At 65.7% G+C, this 13,047-nt stretch carries 12 protein-coding genes; 2 read left to right on the top strand and 10 right to left on the bottom strand.

Annotation, left to right across the window (positions count from 1 at the left end):
- Together G3N61_RS34795 and G3N61_RS34800 are read left to right on the top strand one after the other, a co-directional pair.
- Positions 1 to 2,070: DUF4132 domain-containing protein (locus G3N61_RS34795; protein ID WP_205824624.1), on the top strand; the 2,070-nt coding region annotated here is incomplete at its 5' end.
- 89 nt (positions 2,071 to 2,159) lie between these two features.
- On the top strand, positions 2,160 to 3,209 hold the full coding sequence (locus tag G3N61_RS34800; protein ID WP_241018044.1) for a hypothetical protein: 1,050 nt from the start codon (positions 2,160 to 2,162) through the stop codon (positions 3,207 to 3,209).
- Positions 3,210 to 3,407: 198 nt separating this feature from the next.
- Here the strand turns inward: G3N61_RS34800 and G3N61_RS34805 are convergent, their stop codons facing one another.
- The 10 genes from G3N61_RS34805 to G3N61_RS34850 form a co-directional block, all read right to left on the bottom strand.
- On the bottom strand, positions 3,408 to 4,634 hold the full coding sequence (locus tag G3N61_RS34805; protein WP_205824626.1) for a dienelactone hydrolase family protein: 1,227 nt from the start codon (positions 4,632 to 4,634) through the stop codon (positions 3,408 to 3,410).
- A 51-nt stretch (positions 4,635 to 4,685) separates the two neighbouring features.
- Positions 4,686 to 5,522 carry an SDR family oxidoreductase gene (locus tag G3N61_RS34810; protein ID WP_205824627.1) on the bottom strand — a complete coding sequence of 279 codons (837 nt, stop codon included), beginning with the start codon at positions 5,520 to 5,522 and terminating at the stop codon, positions 4,686 to 4,688.
- Positions 5,519 to 6,157, bottom strand: coding sequence for a cysteine hydrolase (locus G3N61_RS34815; protein WP_205824628.1), 639 nt, complete (start codon positions 6,155 to 6,157; stop codon positions 5,519 to 5,521). Before G3N61_RS34815 ends, G3N61_RS34810 begins: the two co-directional genes overlap by 4 nt.
- Positions 6,154 to 6,684 carry an aromatic-ring-hydroxylating dioxygenase subunit beta gene (locus tag G3N61_RS34820; protein ID WP_205824629.1) on the bottom strand — a complete coding sequence of 177 codons (531 nt, stop codon included), beginning with the start codon at positions 6,682 to 6,684 and terminating at the stop codon, positions 6,154 to 6,156. Before G3N61_RS34820 ends, G3N61_RS34815 begins: the two co-directional genes overlap by 4 nt.
- Positions 6,684 to 8,021: an aromatic ring-hydroxylating dioxygenase subunit alpha gene (locus G3N61_RS34825; RefSeq protein ID WP_089452944.1), complete on the bottom strand. Its 1,338-nt coding sequence runs from the start codon at positions 8,019 to 8,021 to the stop codon at positions 6,684 to 6,686. The genes G3N61_RS34820 and G3N61_RS34825 overlap by 1 nt, the downstream gene beginning before the upstream one ends.
- 38 nt (positions 8,022 to 8,059) lie before the next feature.
- Positions 8,060 to 9,019 (bottom strand): PDR/VanB family oxidoreductase, encoded by a 960-nt coding sequence (locus G3N61_RS34830; protein WP_205824630.1) that lies wholly within the window; start codon positions 9,017 to 9,019, stop codon positions 8,060 to 8,062.
- A gap of 103 nt (positions 9,020 to 9,122) precedes the next feature.
- On the bottom strand, positions 9,123 to 10,106 hold the full coding sequence (gene andR / locus G3N61_RS34835; RefSeq protein WP_089452946.1) for an anthranilate 1,2-dioxygenase regulatory protein AndR: 984 nt from the start codon (positions 10,104 to 10,106) through the stop codon (positions 9,123 to 9,125).
- A gap of 647 nt (positions 10,107 to 10,753) precedes the next feature.
- The gene (locus G3N61_RS34840) at positions 10,754 to 11,353 is read right to left on the bottom strand and encodes a nitroreductase family protein (protein ID WP_205824631.1); all 600 of its coding nucleotides are present in this window, start codon (positions 11,351 to 11,353) and stop codon (positions 10,754 to 10,756) included.
- A 222-nt stretch (positions 11,354 to 11,575) separates the two neighbouring features.
- A complete protein-coding gene (locus tag G3N61_RS34845; RefSeq protein WP_089454843.1) occupies positions 11,576 to 12,469 on the bottom strand; it encodes a pirin family protein in 894 nt (297 codons plus the stop codon).
- 287 nt (positions 12,470 to 12,756) lie between these two features.
- The coding region (locus tag G3N61_RS34850) for a TolC family protein (RefSeq protein WP_205824632.1) at positions 12,757 to 13,047 on the bottom strand (291 nt) is incomplete at its 5' end.

The following is a 13,047-nucleotide window of genomic DNA, read 5'->3' on the forward strand; positions in this document are numbered from 1 at the left end:
GCCGCGGCAAAGGCCATCCGGCAAGGCGACGCGCCGGCGTTCGTCGCCGCGTGGCGCGGGATGATCGACGAGCGCAAGCGTGAGCGGTACTTCTGGTACACGCTGCGCGCCGAGTACCTGACGCTGTTGCCGGCCGCGGTGGCGGTCGATATCTGGAATGCGATTGCGGGCGATTTCAGCACGGCGGGCGTCAACATGATGATGGCAACCTTCGGCTTGCCCGCGTTGCCCGGCCTCATCGCAGCCGTGCGCAGCAAGCCGACGGAGAATTTCGGCGGCGCGCTGAACTACGGCGCTGTCGAATGCGCGCCGATCGCGGCCCGCGCATTTGCGAAGCTGAAGACGTTGCGCGACGAAGGCCGTACGTGGCTGCTGAAGTTTCCCGAGCATGCGGCCGGCGGCCTGATCGCGCCGTCGCTCGGCAAGCCGGGCGAAGCGCGCGACTGCGCCGGTGCCGCACTGCGGTTGCTGCAGGCGAACGGCCACGAGGCGCTGCTGATGGACGTCGCCGCGCGCTATGCCGACGACGCGGTGCAGCAGGCGGTGCGTGCGGTGCTCGACGAGAGCCCGCTCGACCGTTTCCCGACCAAGCGCAGCAAGCTGCCCGAATTCTGGCAGCCGCGCGGCTGGCGCCGGCCGGTGCTGAAAAACGGCAAGGCGTTGCCGGACGACGCGCTCGACCATCTCGGCCAGATGCTGACGTTCCCGACCAATGAAGAGATCTACGGCGGCATCGACGTCGTGAAGGACGCGTGCACGGCGGAGTCGCTGGCCGACTTCGCGTGGGACTGCTTCAACGCCTGGCTCGATGCCGGCGCGCCCGGCAAGGAAGGCTGGGCGCTGACCGCGCTGGGTCTGTTCGGCAACGACGACACCGCACGCAAGCTGACGCCGCTGATCCGCACGTGGCCCGGCGAATCGGCGCATGCTCGCGCGGCGACCGGCCTCGACGTGCTGGCCTCGATCGGCAGCGACGTTGCGCTGATGCTGCTCAATGGCATCGCACAGAAGGTCAAGTTCCGCGCGCTGCAGGACCGCGCGCGCGAGAAGATCGAGGCGATCGCGGAAGCGCGCGGGCTGTCGTCCGAGGAACTGGAGGATCGCCTGGCGCCGGATCTCGGGCTCGATGCGCAGGGCACGATGCTGCTCGACTTCGGTCCGCGCGTGTTCCAGGTCGGCTTCGACGAGACGCTGAAACCGTATGTGCGCGAGACGGGGGCCGACGGCGTGCCCGGCGCGCGGCTGGCGGACCTGCCGAAACCGAAGAAGACCGACGATCCGGTGAAGGGCAAGGACGCGGTCGAGCGCTTCAAGCTGCTGAAGAAGGATGCGCGCACCATCGCGAGCCAGCAGCTTGCGCGGCTCGAGGTCGCGATGTGCGGGCGCCGCCGCTGGACGCCCGAGGTGTTTCGCGCGTTTCTCGCCGAGCATCCGCTGGTGCGCCACCTCGTGCAGCGCCTCGTGTGGGGGGTGTACGAAGTCGACGACGGCGGCAACTTCGGCGGCACGCTGAAGGCCTGTTTCCGCGTGGCGGAAGACGGCACCGCAGCCACGGCCGACGACGATGCGTTCACGTTGCCGGAAGGCGCGACGATCCGCATCGGTGTGCCGCATGCGCTGGAAATCGCGCCGGCCGATGCCGCCGCGTTCGGGCAGGTGTTCGCCGACTACGAACTGCTGCAGCCGTTCGCGCAGCTCGGCCGCGACGTTTACCGTCTGACCGACGATGAGCGCAACGGGCGGTTGCTCGAACGCTGGAAGGGCATCAAGGTACCGACCGGCAGCGTGCTCGGGCTCGTCAACAAGGGCTGGCGCCGCGGCCAGGTGGAGGATGGCGGCTGCATCTGGTATTTCACGAAGCCGCTCGGCGCCGGCAAGGTGATCGAGCTGTCGCTCGACCCGGGGATCATCGTCGGGGCGATCGACATGTATCCGGATCAGGCGCTCGGTGCGTTGCAGGCCGGTGCGCCGTCGAGCTGGGGCAGCATTCGCGAGCCTGATGCGCTGTCGACGCTCGACGAGATCTCGGCCAGCGAGTTGATCCGCGATCTGGAAGGGATGCGGGAGTAACGCGCGCTTGCCACCGAAGCGGGTGGGCGTTGCCCCGTCCGCTTCGGTCACTTCAACGTCGATCGTTCTTGCTTGCAACAACACCCACCATGACGCTGCTCACACCTGAATTCCTTGCCGTCCTGCACCGGCCCGTCCTCAGCGAAGCCGATCTTTTCACGATCGATGACTTCTTCGAACTGACCGAAGTCGACGACTTGCGCGAGCAGGCGCAGGATCCTGCCCGCGCCGACGCCATCCTGCGCGCGTGTGCGGCCGAACTGCCGGCGCTGCATCCGAATCGCGCGGCGTTGCTGGCGCTGCTCGGTGGCGCGATCGTCGAGCGCGGGGCCGATCCGCGCATCCTGTTTCCTGCCGCGCAGGCGAGGCTGGGGGCATGGCTGCCCGAACTCGCGCCGTTTTGCGCAACGGAAGTCGAAGAGGGCGACGATGAAGCCACCGATGACGAACGGCGCGACTGGCAGGCAGCCCGGCAACGGCTCGATGCACTGAGCGCGCAGCAGAGTTGGGAGGTCGATGCGCTGCGGGACGCGGTCGATACGCTCGTCCTGCCGCTGATGGCGATGCTGATGCGCGATCGTGACAATCACGGCGATCTCGTCGCCGATACCGCGTTGCAGTCGTTGCTGGACCGGATGGCCGACAACGGCAGTTTGCCGTTCGACCAGTTGTACTTTCTGTGCCTCGCGTCGGCGATGAGCAATGAACCGGAGTGCGTCGTCGTGCTGCCGGCTTCCGGCACCGGCTTCGTGGCCAGCGTGCATGCGGTCAACAACACGTTCCACGCGTTCACGCTGTTGCAGCGCCTGATCGGCGAGCACGCGCAGACGCTGCGCGTCGGCAAGCCGATTGCGCCGAGGAGCGGTGACGAAGATCAGGACACGTCGGAGTTTCACTGGCTGCAGGCGCATGCGTATGAGAACGGCGTGCTGGTCCACAACCTGGCGCTCGCTTGGGGGGAAGCGCCGCTGCGCAGCCACCGCAAGCACGGTAAATGCGTGCTGATCGCGCTGGACACGGAAGAGGGTATCAAGCGGAGCTGGAACGGCTTCAATGGTGTCTGCCATCCGGCACAGAACCCGTCCGTGACGCTGGTGCGGTTCCTGACGGCGGATGAGGTTGCCGCGTATCTGGCTTGATGCGTCGTGACCGTGAATTTGTCCGGTTCGCGCATGGTCATGGCGGTGCGTTCAGCCACTGAAACGGGCTGACCGTCGGGGTACGCGTCATGGAAATCCGCAAATGCCGAGGCAGTCGGGGAGCCGGCGACGCACCGGCCCGAGCGCCGATCATCGCGCGCGAGGCGGACAACAGAGGGCCGCCTCCGGCGCGCGCCACTATCGTGCTGGTTCGCTGTCGCGCCAGCGTGCCATCAGCGTGTTCGACGGCCGCGTTTCATCGAGCAGCTTGCGCGCGGCCTCGACGCCCGAGACCGGCAGCCCTTGCGGATCGAGCAGCCCGAGCTGCACCAGCACGCTCGCCTGATCCCAGTAGATATGCTCGTTGTAGAGCTTCGGCCCGCGAAACGCGACGACGACGAGCATCGGAATCTCCACGCGCTTGCCCGTAGGAGCCACGCCCGGCAACAGCCAGTCGATTTCCCGGTCGTGCGTGAACGTCAGGATGAACTCGTCCACCATGCGATCGACGCCGACCACGCGCGAGATCGGCACCATTGCCATGTCGGCGGGGTTGTTGTGGATGAAGTGATGCGTGTAGAAACGCCTGAGCTCCGTGTAACCCGTGCCGCCGGTCATCGTCGGCACGTGGTTCACGTAGGGTTCGGGCACCATCGTTTGCATCGTTTCTTCCGGGTCGCGCGCGGCGAACTCCAGATAAAAGTGATGATCGGCAAGCGCGCCGAGATCGTAATCGGGGCCCAGCGTCTTGCGGAACACCGCGAGGCTGCGCGTATGCGCGGACATCGCGGCCGTCTTCACGAAGGTCGGGCCGCTGCGGCTGAACGCATGGCCGGCGCCCGCGTATTCGTACTGCTTCACGTTCGCCTTGCTGCCGAGCACCGCGCGGATCGCGGTCACGGTGTCGGGCGGATTGAGCGGATCGTCGGCACCGAAATGCAGCGCCATCGGGCACGCGATACGTTCCACGAGATCGAGCGACTGCTCGATGCCCACGCCGTAATAGCTGACCGCGCAATCGACGCCGCACTGCGCCGCGGCGAGATACGCGAGCTTGCCGCCAAGGCAGAAGCCGAGCACGCCGACCTTGCCGGTCGATTCGGGCAGCGCGCGAGCGTAATCGACGGTCGCGCGGATATCGGCGATGGCACGCGCCACATCGAAGCGCTGGTAATAGTCGAAGGCTTTCGCATGATCCTCATCGCCGTAACCCAGCTCGATGTTCGGTGCAAATTGGTGGAACAGGTCCGGCGCGATCACGACGTACCCCTCCGCCGCATACAGGTCGGCGACTTCACGCATCTCGGCATTCACGCCGAAAATTTCCTGTAGCAGCACGATGGCCGGTCCGTTGCCGCTTTCCGGCAGCGCAAGATAGGCGTCGAATGCCGTGTCGCCGCTGCCGATTCTGATTTGCTTCGTCATGGATGGATTCCCGATGGAGTAGGGGGAGACACCGCGGATTTGCACCGCGCGTTACTGCGGATGCTGTCGTTCGAACCACTCGCGCGGCGACACGCCCTGATCCGGGCCGAGCATCGAGAAACCGCCGTCGACGGGCACGTCGACACCGGTGATCCACGATGCATCGTCCGAGCAGAGAAACGCCACGACGCGGCCGATCTCGTCGCCGCGGCCGACGCGGCCGAGCGGATGCAGCGGCCGGCCGACGCGATCCGCCCGCTCGACCGAGCCGCCGGCGAGGCGCTCGAGCGACGGCGACCACGTCCAGGCCGGCGACACGCTGACCGCCCGCAGCCCGCGCGGCGCGAGATCGACTGCGAGATTGCGCGTCAGTTGCAGCAGCGCAGCCTTCGACGCCGGGTACAACGCGCGACCGGCCGCACCAAACTTTCCGCCGACGCTGCCGAGATTGACCATGACGCCGCCACACCGCAGATGCGGCGCCGCCTTCTGCGCCAGCATCGCCGCCGACACGAGATTCACGTCGAGCAGGCGCGCCCATTGTGCGCGGGTCGACGCAAGGCCGGCGTCGTCGTAGCTGCACGCGTTGTTCACGATGACGTCGAGGCCACCGAATGCGTCGATGGCCGTCGCGATCGCGCGTTCGAGCTGCGCGTCGTCGGTGACGTCGGTCGGCGCGAAGCGCGCCGATGCGCCGATCGAAGCAGCCAGCGCATGGCCCGCATCGGCGTCGAGCCCGGCGATCAGCACGCACGCGCCTTCTTCCGCGAGGCAGCGCGCGATGTCGGCGCCGAGCCCTTGCGTCGCGCCGGTCACGATCGCAACTTTGCCCTCGAGGCGCTCCGCCGCCTTGCGCGACCGTACTTCCGGGGTAGGCGTCGTGCTCATTCGCCCTCCGTTTGCGAGCCCGTGCCGAACAGCTCGGCGACGGTGGAAATGGTCGCGATCAATCGCATCGATTCGAGTGACGCGTCGTGCTGCCGGCGGTCCGCGCATGCGCACGCGTCGGCCGCGACGGTCACGCGGTAGCCGAGATCGGCTGCGTGACGCGCCGTCATTTCGACGGTCGAATGCGTCGCGACGCCCGCGACGATCACGTGACGCACGTCGTGTGCCGTGAGCATCTGTTCGAGCGGCGTGCCGATGAAGCCGCTCGTGCACCGGTGATGCACGACGTAATCGAGCGCGCGTGCCGGATCGGGCTCAAGCGTCGGATGGAAGCGGGCGCCCCAACTGCCGTCGCGCACCGCGCCGATTTCGGCCGTGCGCACGAAAATCGGTGCGTTGCGCGGCAGGTCCGCATAGTCGTCGCGGAACGCGATGCGGACATGGACGATCGGCAAGCCGTGTGCGCGCGCGCCGGCCAGCAGCGCGCGGGCCGCATCGAGCACCGCCGCGCGCTCGGGCTGGTCCGCGTCGAACCCCACGCGGATCTTGCCGCGCGGATCGAGCACGTCATTCTGGTAATGCAGTGCGATCACGGCCGTGCGCGCCAGCGATCCCGACAGCGATGGGGTGGTCACACGAACACCTCCAGGTTGGCGAGCGCGTCGGTCGAATTGACGAGATCGACGCGCTTCAGATAGATCTTCCAGTCGTCGCCGCTCGTGTCGAGCTTGTGCGTGACGAGCCCCGCCAGCGTGCGCTGCCCGAGCCGCCATTCGTGGACGATCAGTGTCGAGTGGACGATCAACCGGCCGGCCGCATCGCGACCGTCGACGATCACGTTGCCGACGATGCGCGCGGTGCGGGTCGTCGGCTGCTGCGACCAGTTGCGGAGATTCGTCACGCGGCCCGCGCGTACCTCGCGCAGTGTCCCATCCTCCCAGAACAGCGAGATATGATCGCGCGGGCTGGCCTGGCCCGGCTCGTGCGGCAGCCAATACATGCCGTCGGGTGTCCACAGGTCGAGCCACGGGTCGAACGCGCGTGTATCGAGCAGCCGCGCCTCGCGAAACAGGAATTGGGCCGCGTTCGCCTGCAGCGTGGCGTCAGGGGCGACGGCGTCGACCGCCACGGTCGACAGATCGAAAGCCGGGTCGTGCAGCATCAGGCAGCTCCTTCGACAGTGTTGGTGGGGGCGGTGGTTTCATCGACCATGAAGCGCTTCCACGCGGCGAACTGGTTGCGCATCGGCAGCTCGCTGGTGCCGTTGATCGACACGAAGCCGTCTTCCGTCGCGCGATCGGTGCCCGCATAGCGATGCATGCTGACCCATTCGCCGCCGCGCGTCCGGTTGCCTTCCTGGCAGCGTGCATACACCTCGACGTCGTCGGGCATCACGTTCGACGACGGCGAATTGATCACGTTCGCGTAGGTCAGCGCACGCTCGAACACGGCGTCGGGCGCGCCCTTCAGCCGGAACAGCTGGATTTCGACGAGCGTCTTGTCCACCGCGATCGGCCGGATCACGCGAAACTGCTGGAACACGGTATGCGGCGAACCGCTGCCGTAGATGACGGTGTTGTGGCGGTTCATGCCGAGAATCCCGCGCGCGCGTTCGTCGCCGTAGGCGTCGGCGAGCACCGCGAAATGCGCGCTCGACACGGGGTCGCGCTCGGCGGCCGCCGGATCGAAAATCCCCTCCATATAGCCGTGGCCGTACGCGTAGGCGCGCAGTTCGAGTTTTTCCCAGAACGCGTAGGGCTCGCCGTTGCCGTCCATGATAAGCAGCTCGAACGGCATCGCGCCCATCTTCGCGGCCTTCTCCCGGGCCGACACCACCGACGATTCATGCGTGACGGGCGCATGCATCGTGTCGTGCAGGTTCTCGTAGAACACTTTCCAATTCGAGCGCTGCAGCACGCGGAACACACCGCCCGTCACTTCGACTTCACCCACGGGCGAGCGGTCGCACAGATTGTCGATCGACGAGACGACACCGTTCAGGAACGTCCGGAGATCGGGCCCTTCGGCGCACTGGCTGGCGAACACGAAGCCGCGATAGCTGTCCACGCGCGCGACGCGGCGCATCGAGAAATCCGGATGCTTCGGATCGAAACAGGTGTTCTGCAGGCCGTTGCGCAGTGGCGCCGACAGGTGCGTGCCGTCGTGCCTGAACGTCCACGCATGGTACGGACACCGGAAGAATTTTCCGACGCAGCCGTCGCCGTCCGGCACGATCTTCGCGCCCTTGTGCGGACACCGGTTGTAGACGACGTGCACCGCGCCGTCCGTGCCGCGCACCATCACGACGTCCTGGTCGCCGATGCGCGTCGTGTGATAGTCGCCGGCGGCCTTCACCTGGCTTTCGTGGCCGACGTAGATCCACGCCTGGCCGTAGATCCGTTGCATTTCCAGATCGAAGATCGCGGGATCGGTATAGAGGCGCTTGTGCACGCTGTCGGGGCGGACCAGGCCCGCGAGGGTTTCGTTGGTCAGGCTCATGCGGTTTCCTTGCTCGGAGAGGGACGATAGGGGCGGGTTCACAGATCGAGGACGAGGCGCGCGCCTTTCGCGCGCGACACGCACGGGCAAAACGAACCGCTGGCGTGTTCGTCGTCGGTGAGGCAGATGTCGCGATGATCGGGCTCGCCGTCGAGCAGGCGGACCGCGCAGACACCGCAGTCGCCGCGCCGGCAGTCGTAGAGCGGGTCGAGCCCTGCGTCGATCAGCGCATCGAGGATCGACGTGCCGGCCGGCACGTCCAGCATGCGCCCCGATGCCGCGAGCCGGACTTCGAGCGGCGCGTCGCCGCCCGCCGGAACGGCCGCCGCAAAGCGCTCGCTGTGCAGCGCCTCGTCGCGCCAGCCAAGACGTCGCGCCACGGCGAGCGTTGCCTCGATGAGCCCGGTCGGGCCGCATACGTACAGATGCGTGCCGGGCTCGGGCGCGCCGATCGTGTCGGCCAACGGCATGCCGCGCGCCGGGTCGCCGTCGTCGAACCAGCAGGTCGCGTCGGGCAGCGCGGCCACTTCGCCCCGATAGGCCATCGATGCGGCGTCGCGCGCGGCGTAGTGCAGCGTGAACGCGTGCCCGGCGTGCGCCAGTTCGCGCGCCATCGACAAGATCGGCGTGATGCCGATGCCGCCCGCGATCAGCTGGTGGCGCTGTGCGTTCGTGGCGAGCGGGAAATCGTTTCGGGGCGGATCGATTTCGAATTCGTCGCCGGGCACGCATGCGTGCATCCATTGCGAGCCGCCGCTTCCGGCGGCTTCGCGCAGCACGGCGATTTCATAGTGGTCGACGGAAGCGGCGCCCGCGCCGGCGTTCACGAGCGAATAGGCCCGTCGTTGCGGGCGAGGGGAGAGCGGCACGTGCACGCCGATATGCGCGCCGGCGTCGAACCCGGGCAGCGGCGCGCCGTTCGCGGCGACGAGGTGCAATCGTCTGATTGCGGGCGTCAGCGCCTCGATGCGCGCGACGCGGATTCTGAGCAGGGACATCCAGCGGCTCCGTCGAATTCGGACGGATCGACTGTATGCGGACGAATTGGCCGCGAATATCCACCAAGCGCAGCGCCTGTCCGGCGTGCGCAGAATTACGTGCTCAGCTGGCGGACCGGCGCGCGCGGCGCAGCGTATCCGACGGCGATTCCCCGAACGTTTCGCGGTACAAGATCGCGAAGCGGCCGAGATTCGCGAAGCCACAGCCGAGCGCGACGTCCGCGACGCGTTCGGCCTCGCGCGCCTGCAACAACTGGTCGCGCGCACGTTCGAGACGCCGTTCGCGCACGAGCTGCATCGGGCTGCCGTGCGAGAAGCGCTGGAAACCGTCGAGCAGCGTGCGCACCGGCACGCCGGCCGCCAGCGCGATATCGGCCAGCGTGATGGGCTCGCATGCGTGCTCGGCGATATAGGCCTCCGCGCGCTTGACCGTGCGCGGCACGAGCGCCGTCCCGCCGGGCCGCGTCTGGCAGTGATGCGGCTGGCCGGCGAGCAGCAGCGAGACGATGAGCCGTTCGAATTCGAGCGCGATGCGGCGGTCGCGCTGCGCGAGCGCGACGGTCTCCGGTGAGGACGCCATCACGCGCAGTTGCGCGAGCCACGGCTGCAGCTCCGGCCGCGTCAGGTCGAGCGTGGGCTCGATCTGCAGATGATCGTAGCCGGTATGCGCGAGGATCGCGCGCTTGTCGATGCGCACGAAGAACTGCTCGCAGTCGCGCGAGAACGTGCCGCCGAACCGGGTGGCCGGCCCGACGATCACGCCCTGGGTCGGCCCGGCGATCGTGCGTCGGCCGCCGACGTTCAGGTCCGCATAGCCGCCGAGGCTGAGGATGGCCAGATAGTAGTCCTCGATCTCGCCGGCATCGACGCTCATGGTGCCGGCATAGCCGATCGTGCCGAATTCGACGCTGTCGATCCGGACGTGATCCATGTACGCGGAATAGCCGCCGCGCGAGCTGCCGGGCGTGAGCCGATGCGGCTGCAGCACCGCAGCAATGCGTTCGCGCGTGTCGTCGAGGTCGTCGGATTCGAAATAGCGATAGCGCCGAAGCAGCGTCGGCTCGATCGGCAAGGCAGCAGTCTGCATGGCGGATCTTCTTTGCGTATGCGGGGAGCCCGGGGGGGAGAAAAGGATCGATGCTGCGTCTTCCGGGGATGCGCCTACTGTACACGGTTGCAGTCCGGGTCAATAAAACGGGCAATTTCGTACGCTGGCGAAGGCCAGAAAATTGCCGGAACCGGACAGGTAACGGCGCAAGGCTGCGGGAAACGGCTAGATTGCGATTTTTGGCCCGTGGGCATCCGGCGACGCCAATGGGTAGCATGGCATGCCAGCGACCAAAAATACGACATTAGGATATGGCTGCTACGTTAAAAATGTTGATCATAGGTATTATGTCAAGTTTCGTTGGCAACGACAAAACCATTATTCTTGTCAGGTTGAACGACGCGACTTGTAAACGTCCTGGGACCGTATTGTGGGCCAGGCTTATGTCATGCGGGTCGGCAATTCCGACTGCGACATCGCGCGCATCCGATAGGCAGATCCAAGCCGCCAGTGGTTCTACAGGAAATCCATGCGTACGGTTGGCTTGATCCGGCATCGCCGATGCCGGACAAGGCCCGATCAACTTGGTGCAGCATCTGTGGGCCGATCGCGGCGCCAAGGCGACGACGATCCTGGCCTTCGCACCGAGCGACGCCGCGCAGGCCGGCTAAAACCCGTAAAGCTTATCAGCGAAAGGTCTTGAATCGCAGCTCGTCCGCAATGAAGGTTTTCTCCGGGAACGGCTGGAGATTCGAACCGAACGGCATCTGGGCGCGCAGCTTCCACGAGGCAGGAACGTTCCACTGTTTGGTCACCTCCGCCTCGACCAGCGGGTTGTAGTGCTGCAGGCTCGCGCCGATGCCGGCTTCGGCCAGCGCAGTCCAGACCGCGAACTGCGCCATGCCGGCCGAATGCTCGGAAAACATGGGGAAGGCATCGGCATACAGCGGGAACTGCTTCTGCAATTCCTGGATGACGTCTTGATCCTCGAAAAACAGCACGGTCCCCGCGCCCGCCGCAAAGGCGTCCATTTTGGCATCCGTTGGCGCGAAGGCGTCTGCGGGCACGATGGCCCGCAGCGTTTCCCGCGTGATGTCCCACAGCTTTTCATGCATTGCGTCGAATAGGATCACGGCACGCGAGCTTTGCGAATTGAATGCCGAAGGCGCGATGCGGATTGCTTGGCGGATCAGTTCCTCGGCTTCGGCCGTGGAGATGGGCAGTTCCTTGCCGAGCGCATATTGGGTGCGGCGCTTGGTGTACAGCGAAATGGCATTGGTCGTCATGTTGGCATCCTTGCGGTTGGGTGATGGAGATTGAAGACGCGGCTTAGCTTTCGAAAGCCAAACCTTGGGCCGTGTATCCGTGCGTTGGACGGTTCGGATGCGGCGGAAACGCTGCTCAAGCCGTCGCTGGCGCGTGCAGTTTGCTGTTGAAAAGAGAACGCGATCGAGGATGGCGGGCAATCAATCCGGACTCCGATCCGATGTTCGCGTGGCGGTAAACCTTCAGGCTTTCGGTTGCCCGCCCGCTGTGGGTGCCGGCGTTTGCCCAAAGCGGCCGGAATTGAAATCGTTGATGGCCTGGCGGATTTCCGCCTCGCTGTTCATCACGAAAGGGCCGTAGCCTACGATTGGCTCGTTGAGCGGCTCGCCAGTGAGGACAAGGATCGTTGCTTCGCCATTGCTGTGAATGTGGACGGCATCGCCATCGCGGCTCAGCAGCACCATCTCCGCCTCACGGGCATTGTCTGCGCCATTCACGGTGACATCGCCGTTGACAACGAACAACATGGCGGTATGCCCTTTGGGCAAAGTGAGTGTCGCGTCGGCGTCGCGGTTCAGCCAAACGTCCCAGACATTGATCGGGGTAAAGGTGCGCGCAGGCCCCTTCGTGCCGAACAACTCACCTGCGATCACCCGGGCACGGCCGGCGCCGCCGGGCAATTCGACGTTAGGGATTTCGGTTGCAGTAATGCCCTGGTAGCCGGCCGGACTCATTTTGTCCTTGGCTGGCAAATTGACCCACAGCTGAACCGAGCGAAGCAGTCCACCCGCCTTGGCGAAAGCCGACGAATGGTATTCCTCATGGATGATCCCATCGCCTGCGGTCATCCACTGAACATCACCAGGGCCAATGACGCCCCCGTGACCAGTCGAATCGCGATGTTCGACCTCACCGTCATAAACGATCGTCACGGTCTCGAACCCGCGGTGCGGGTGCGTGCCAACACCGCGCCGCGAATGGGTTGGCGTGAAATGGTGCGGTCCGGCATAGTCGAGCAGCAGGAACGGGCTCACCTCCCCGCCGAGTTTGCTGTAGGAAAAGACCGAGCGCACCGGAAAGCCGTCGCCGACCCAATGCGTATTGGGGTTACCGTGAATTCCAAGGACTTTTTTCATTTCAAGTGTGAAGTTGGTTGAACTGTGTGTGCATTAATCGTAGCGGTGACATCAATCTGGAAAAAGAGGCCAAAATATTCCCCAGAATCCCATTTATAGGACGATGGCTGTATGGAAGATCTCAGCGACCTCGCATCACGCTTTGGGCGAAGCGGGGGTAACGTCACACCGCTTCCAACGCGGGCAGCTGCGTAAAAAGAAACGCCACGGATCCTCATCCGTGGCGTTTTCTTTTTCGCGTACAGCGGGTTCAAAGGACAAGCGCGGTAGACTGCGCCTGCCCTTCCTTACCCGTTCGTCGCCGCTGCCGACGCCGGCGCCGGAGCGGCCGCCTTGTCGTAGTCGACCGGTGCATCCGGCGCGCGGGTCGTTTCGCCGGCCCGCTCGACCCACCCACCGCCCAGCGCGCGGTACAGGGTGACCAGGTTCGTCCAGCGTGCCAGACGTGCGCTGATCAGCGACTGCTGCGCGGTGTACAGGTCCGTCTGCGCGGTCAGCACCGACAGGTAGCTGTCGACACCGTTCTTGTAACGCAGGTCCGACAGGTCGAAACGTCGCTGCTGCGCGTGCTCGTTGCG

This window comes from Burkholderia sp. Ac-20349 (genome assembly GCF_017104865.1).
GTDB classification, from domain to species: domain Bacteria; phylum Pseudomonadota; class Gammaproteobacteria; order Burkholderiales; family Burkholderiaceae; genus Burkholderia; species Burkholderia aenigmatica.

Excerpts from the sequence above, each read along its gene's own strand:
- G3N61_RS34800 (WP_241018044.1), top strand. The coding sequence starts at position 2,160 with ATGACGCTGCTCACACCTGAATTCCTTGCCGTCCTGCACCGGCCCGTC.
- G3N61_RS34805 (WP_205824626.1), bottom strand. The coding sequence starts at position 4,634 with ATGACGAAGCAAATCAGAATCGGCAGCGGCGACACGGCATTCGACGCC.
- G3N61_RS34810 (WP_205824627.1), bottom strand. The coding sequence starts at position 5,522 with ATGAGCACGACGCCTACCCCGGAAGTACGGTCGCGCAAGGCGGCGGAG.
- G3N61_RS34820 (WP_205824629.1), bottom strand. The coding sequence starts at position 6,684 with ATGCTGCACGACCCGGCTTTCGATCTGTCGACCGTGGCGGTCGACGCC.
- G3N61_RS34825 (WP_089452944.1), bottom strand. The coding sequence starts at position 8,021 with ATGAGCCTGACCAACGAAACCCTCGCGGGCCTGGTCCGCCCCGACAGC.
- G3N61_RS34830 (WP_205824630.1), bottom strand. The coding sequence starts at position 9,019 with ATGTCCCTGCTCAGAATCCGCGTCGCGCGCATCGAGGCGCTGACGCCC.
- andR (WP_089452946.1), bottom strand. The coding sequence starts at position 10,106 with ATGCAGACTGCTGCCTTGCCGATCGAGCCGACGCTGCTTCGGCGCTAT.
- G3N61_RS34840 (WP_205824631.1), bottom strand. The coding sequence starts at position 11,353 with ATGACGACCAATGCCATTTCGCTGTACACCAAGCGCCGCACCCAATAT.
- G3N61_RS34845 (WP_089454843.1), bottom strand. The coding sequence starts at position 12,469 with ATGAAAAAAGTCCTTGGAATTCACGGTAACCCCAATACGCATTGGGTC.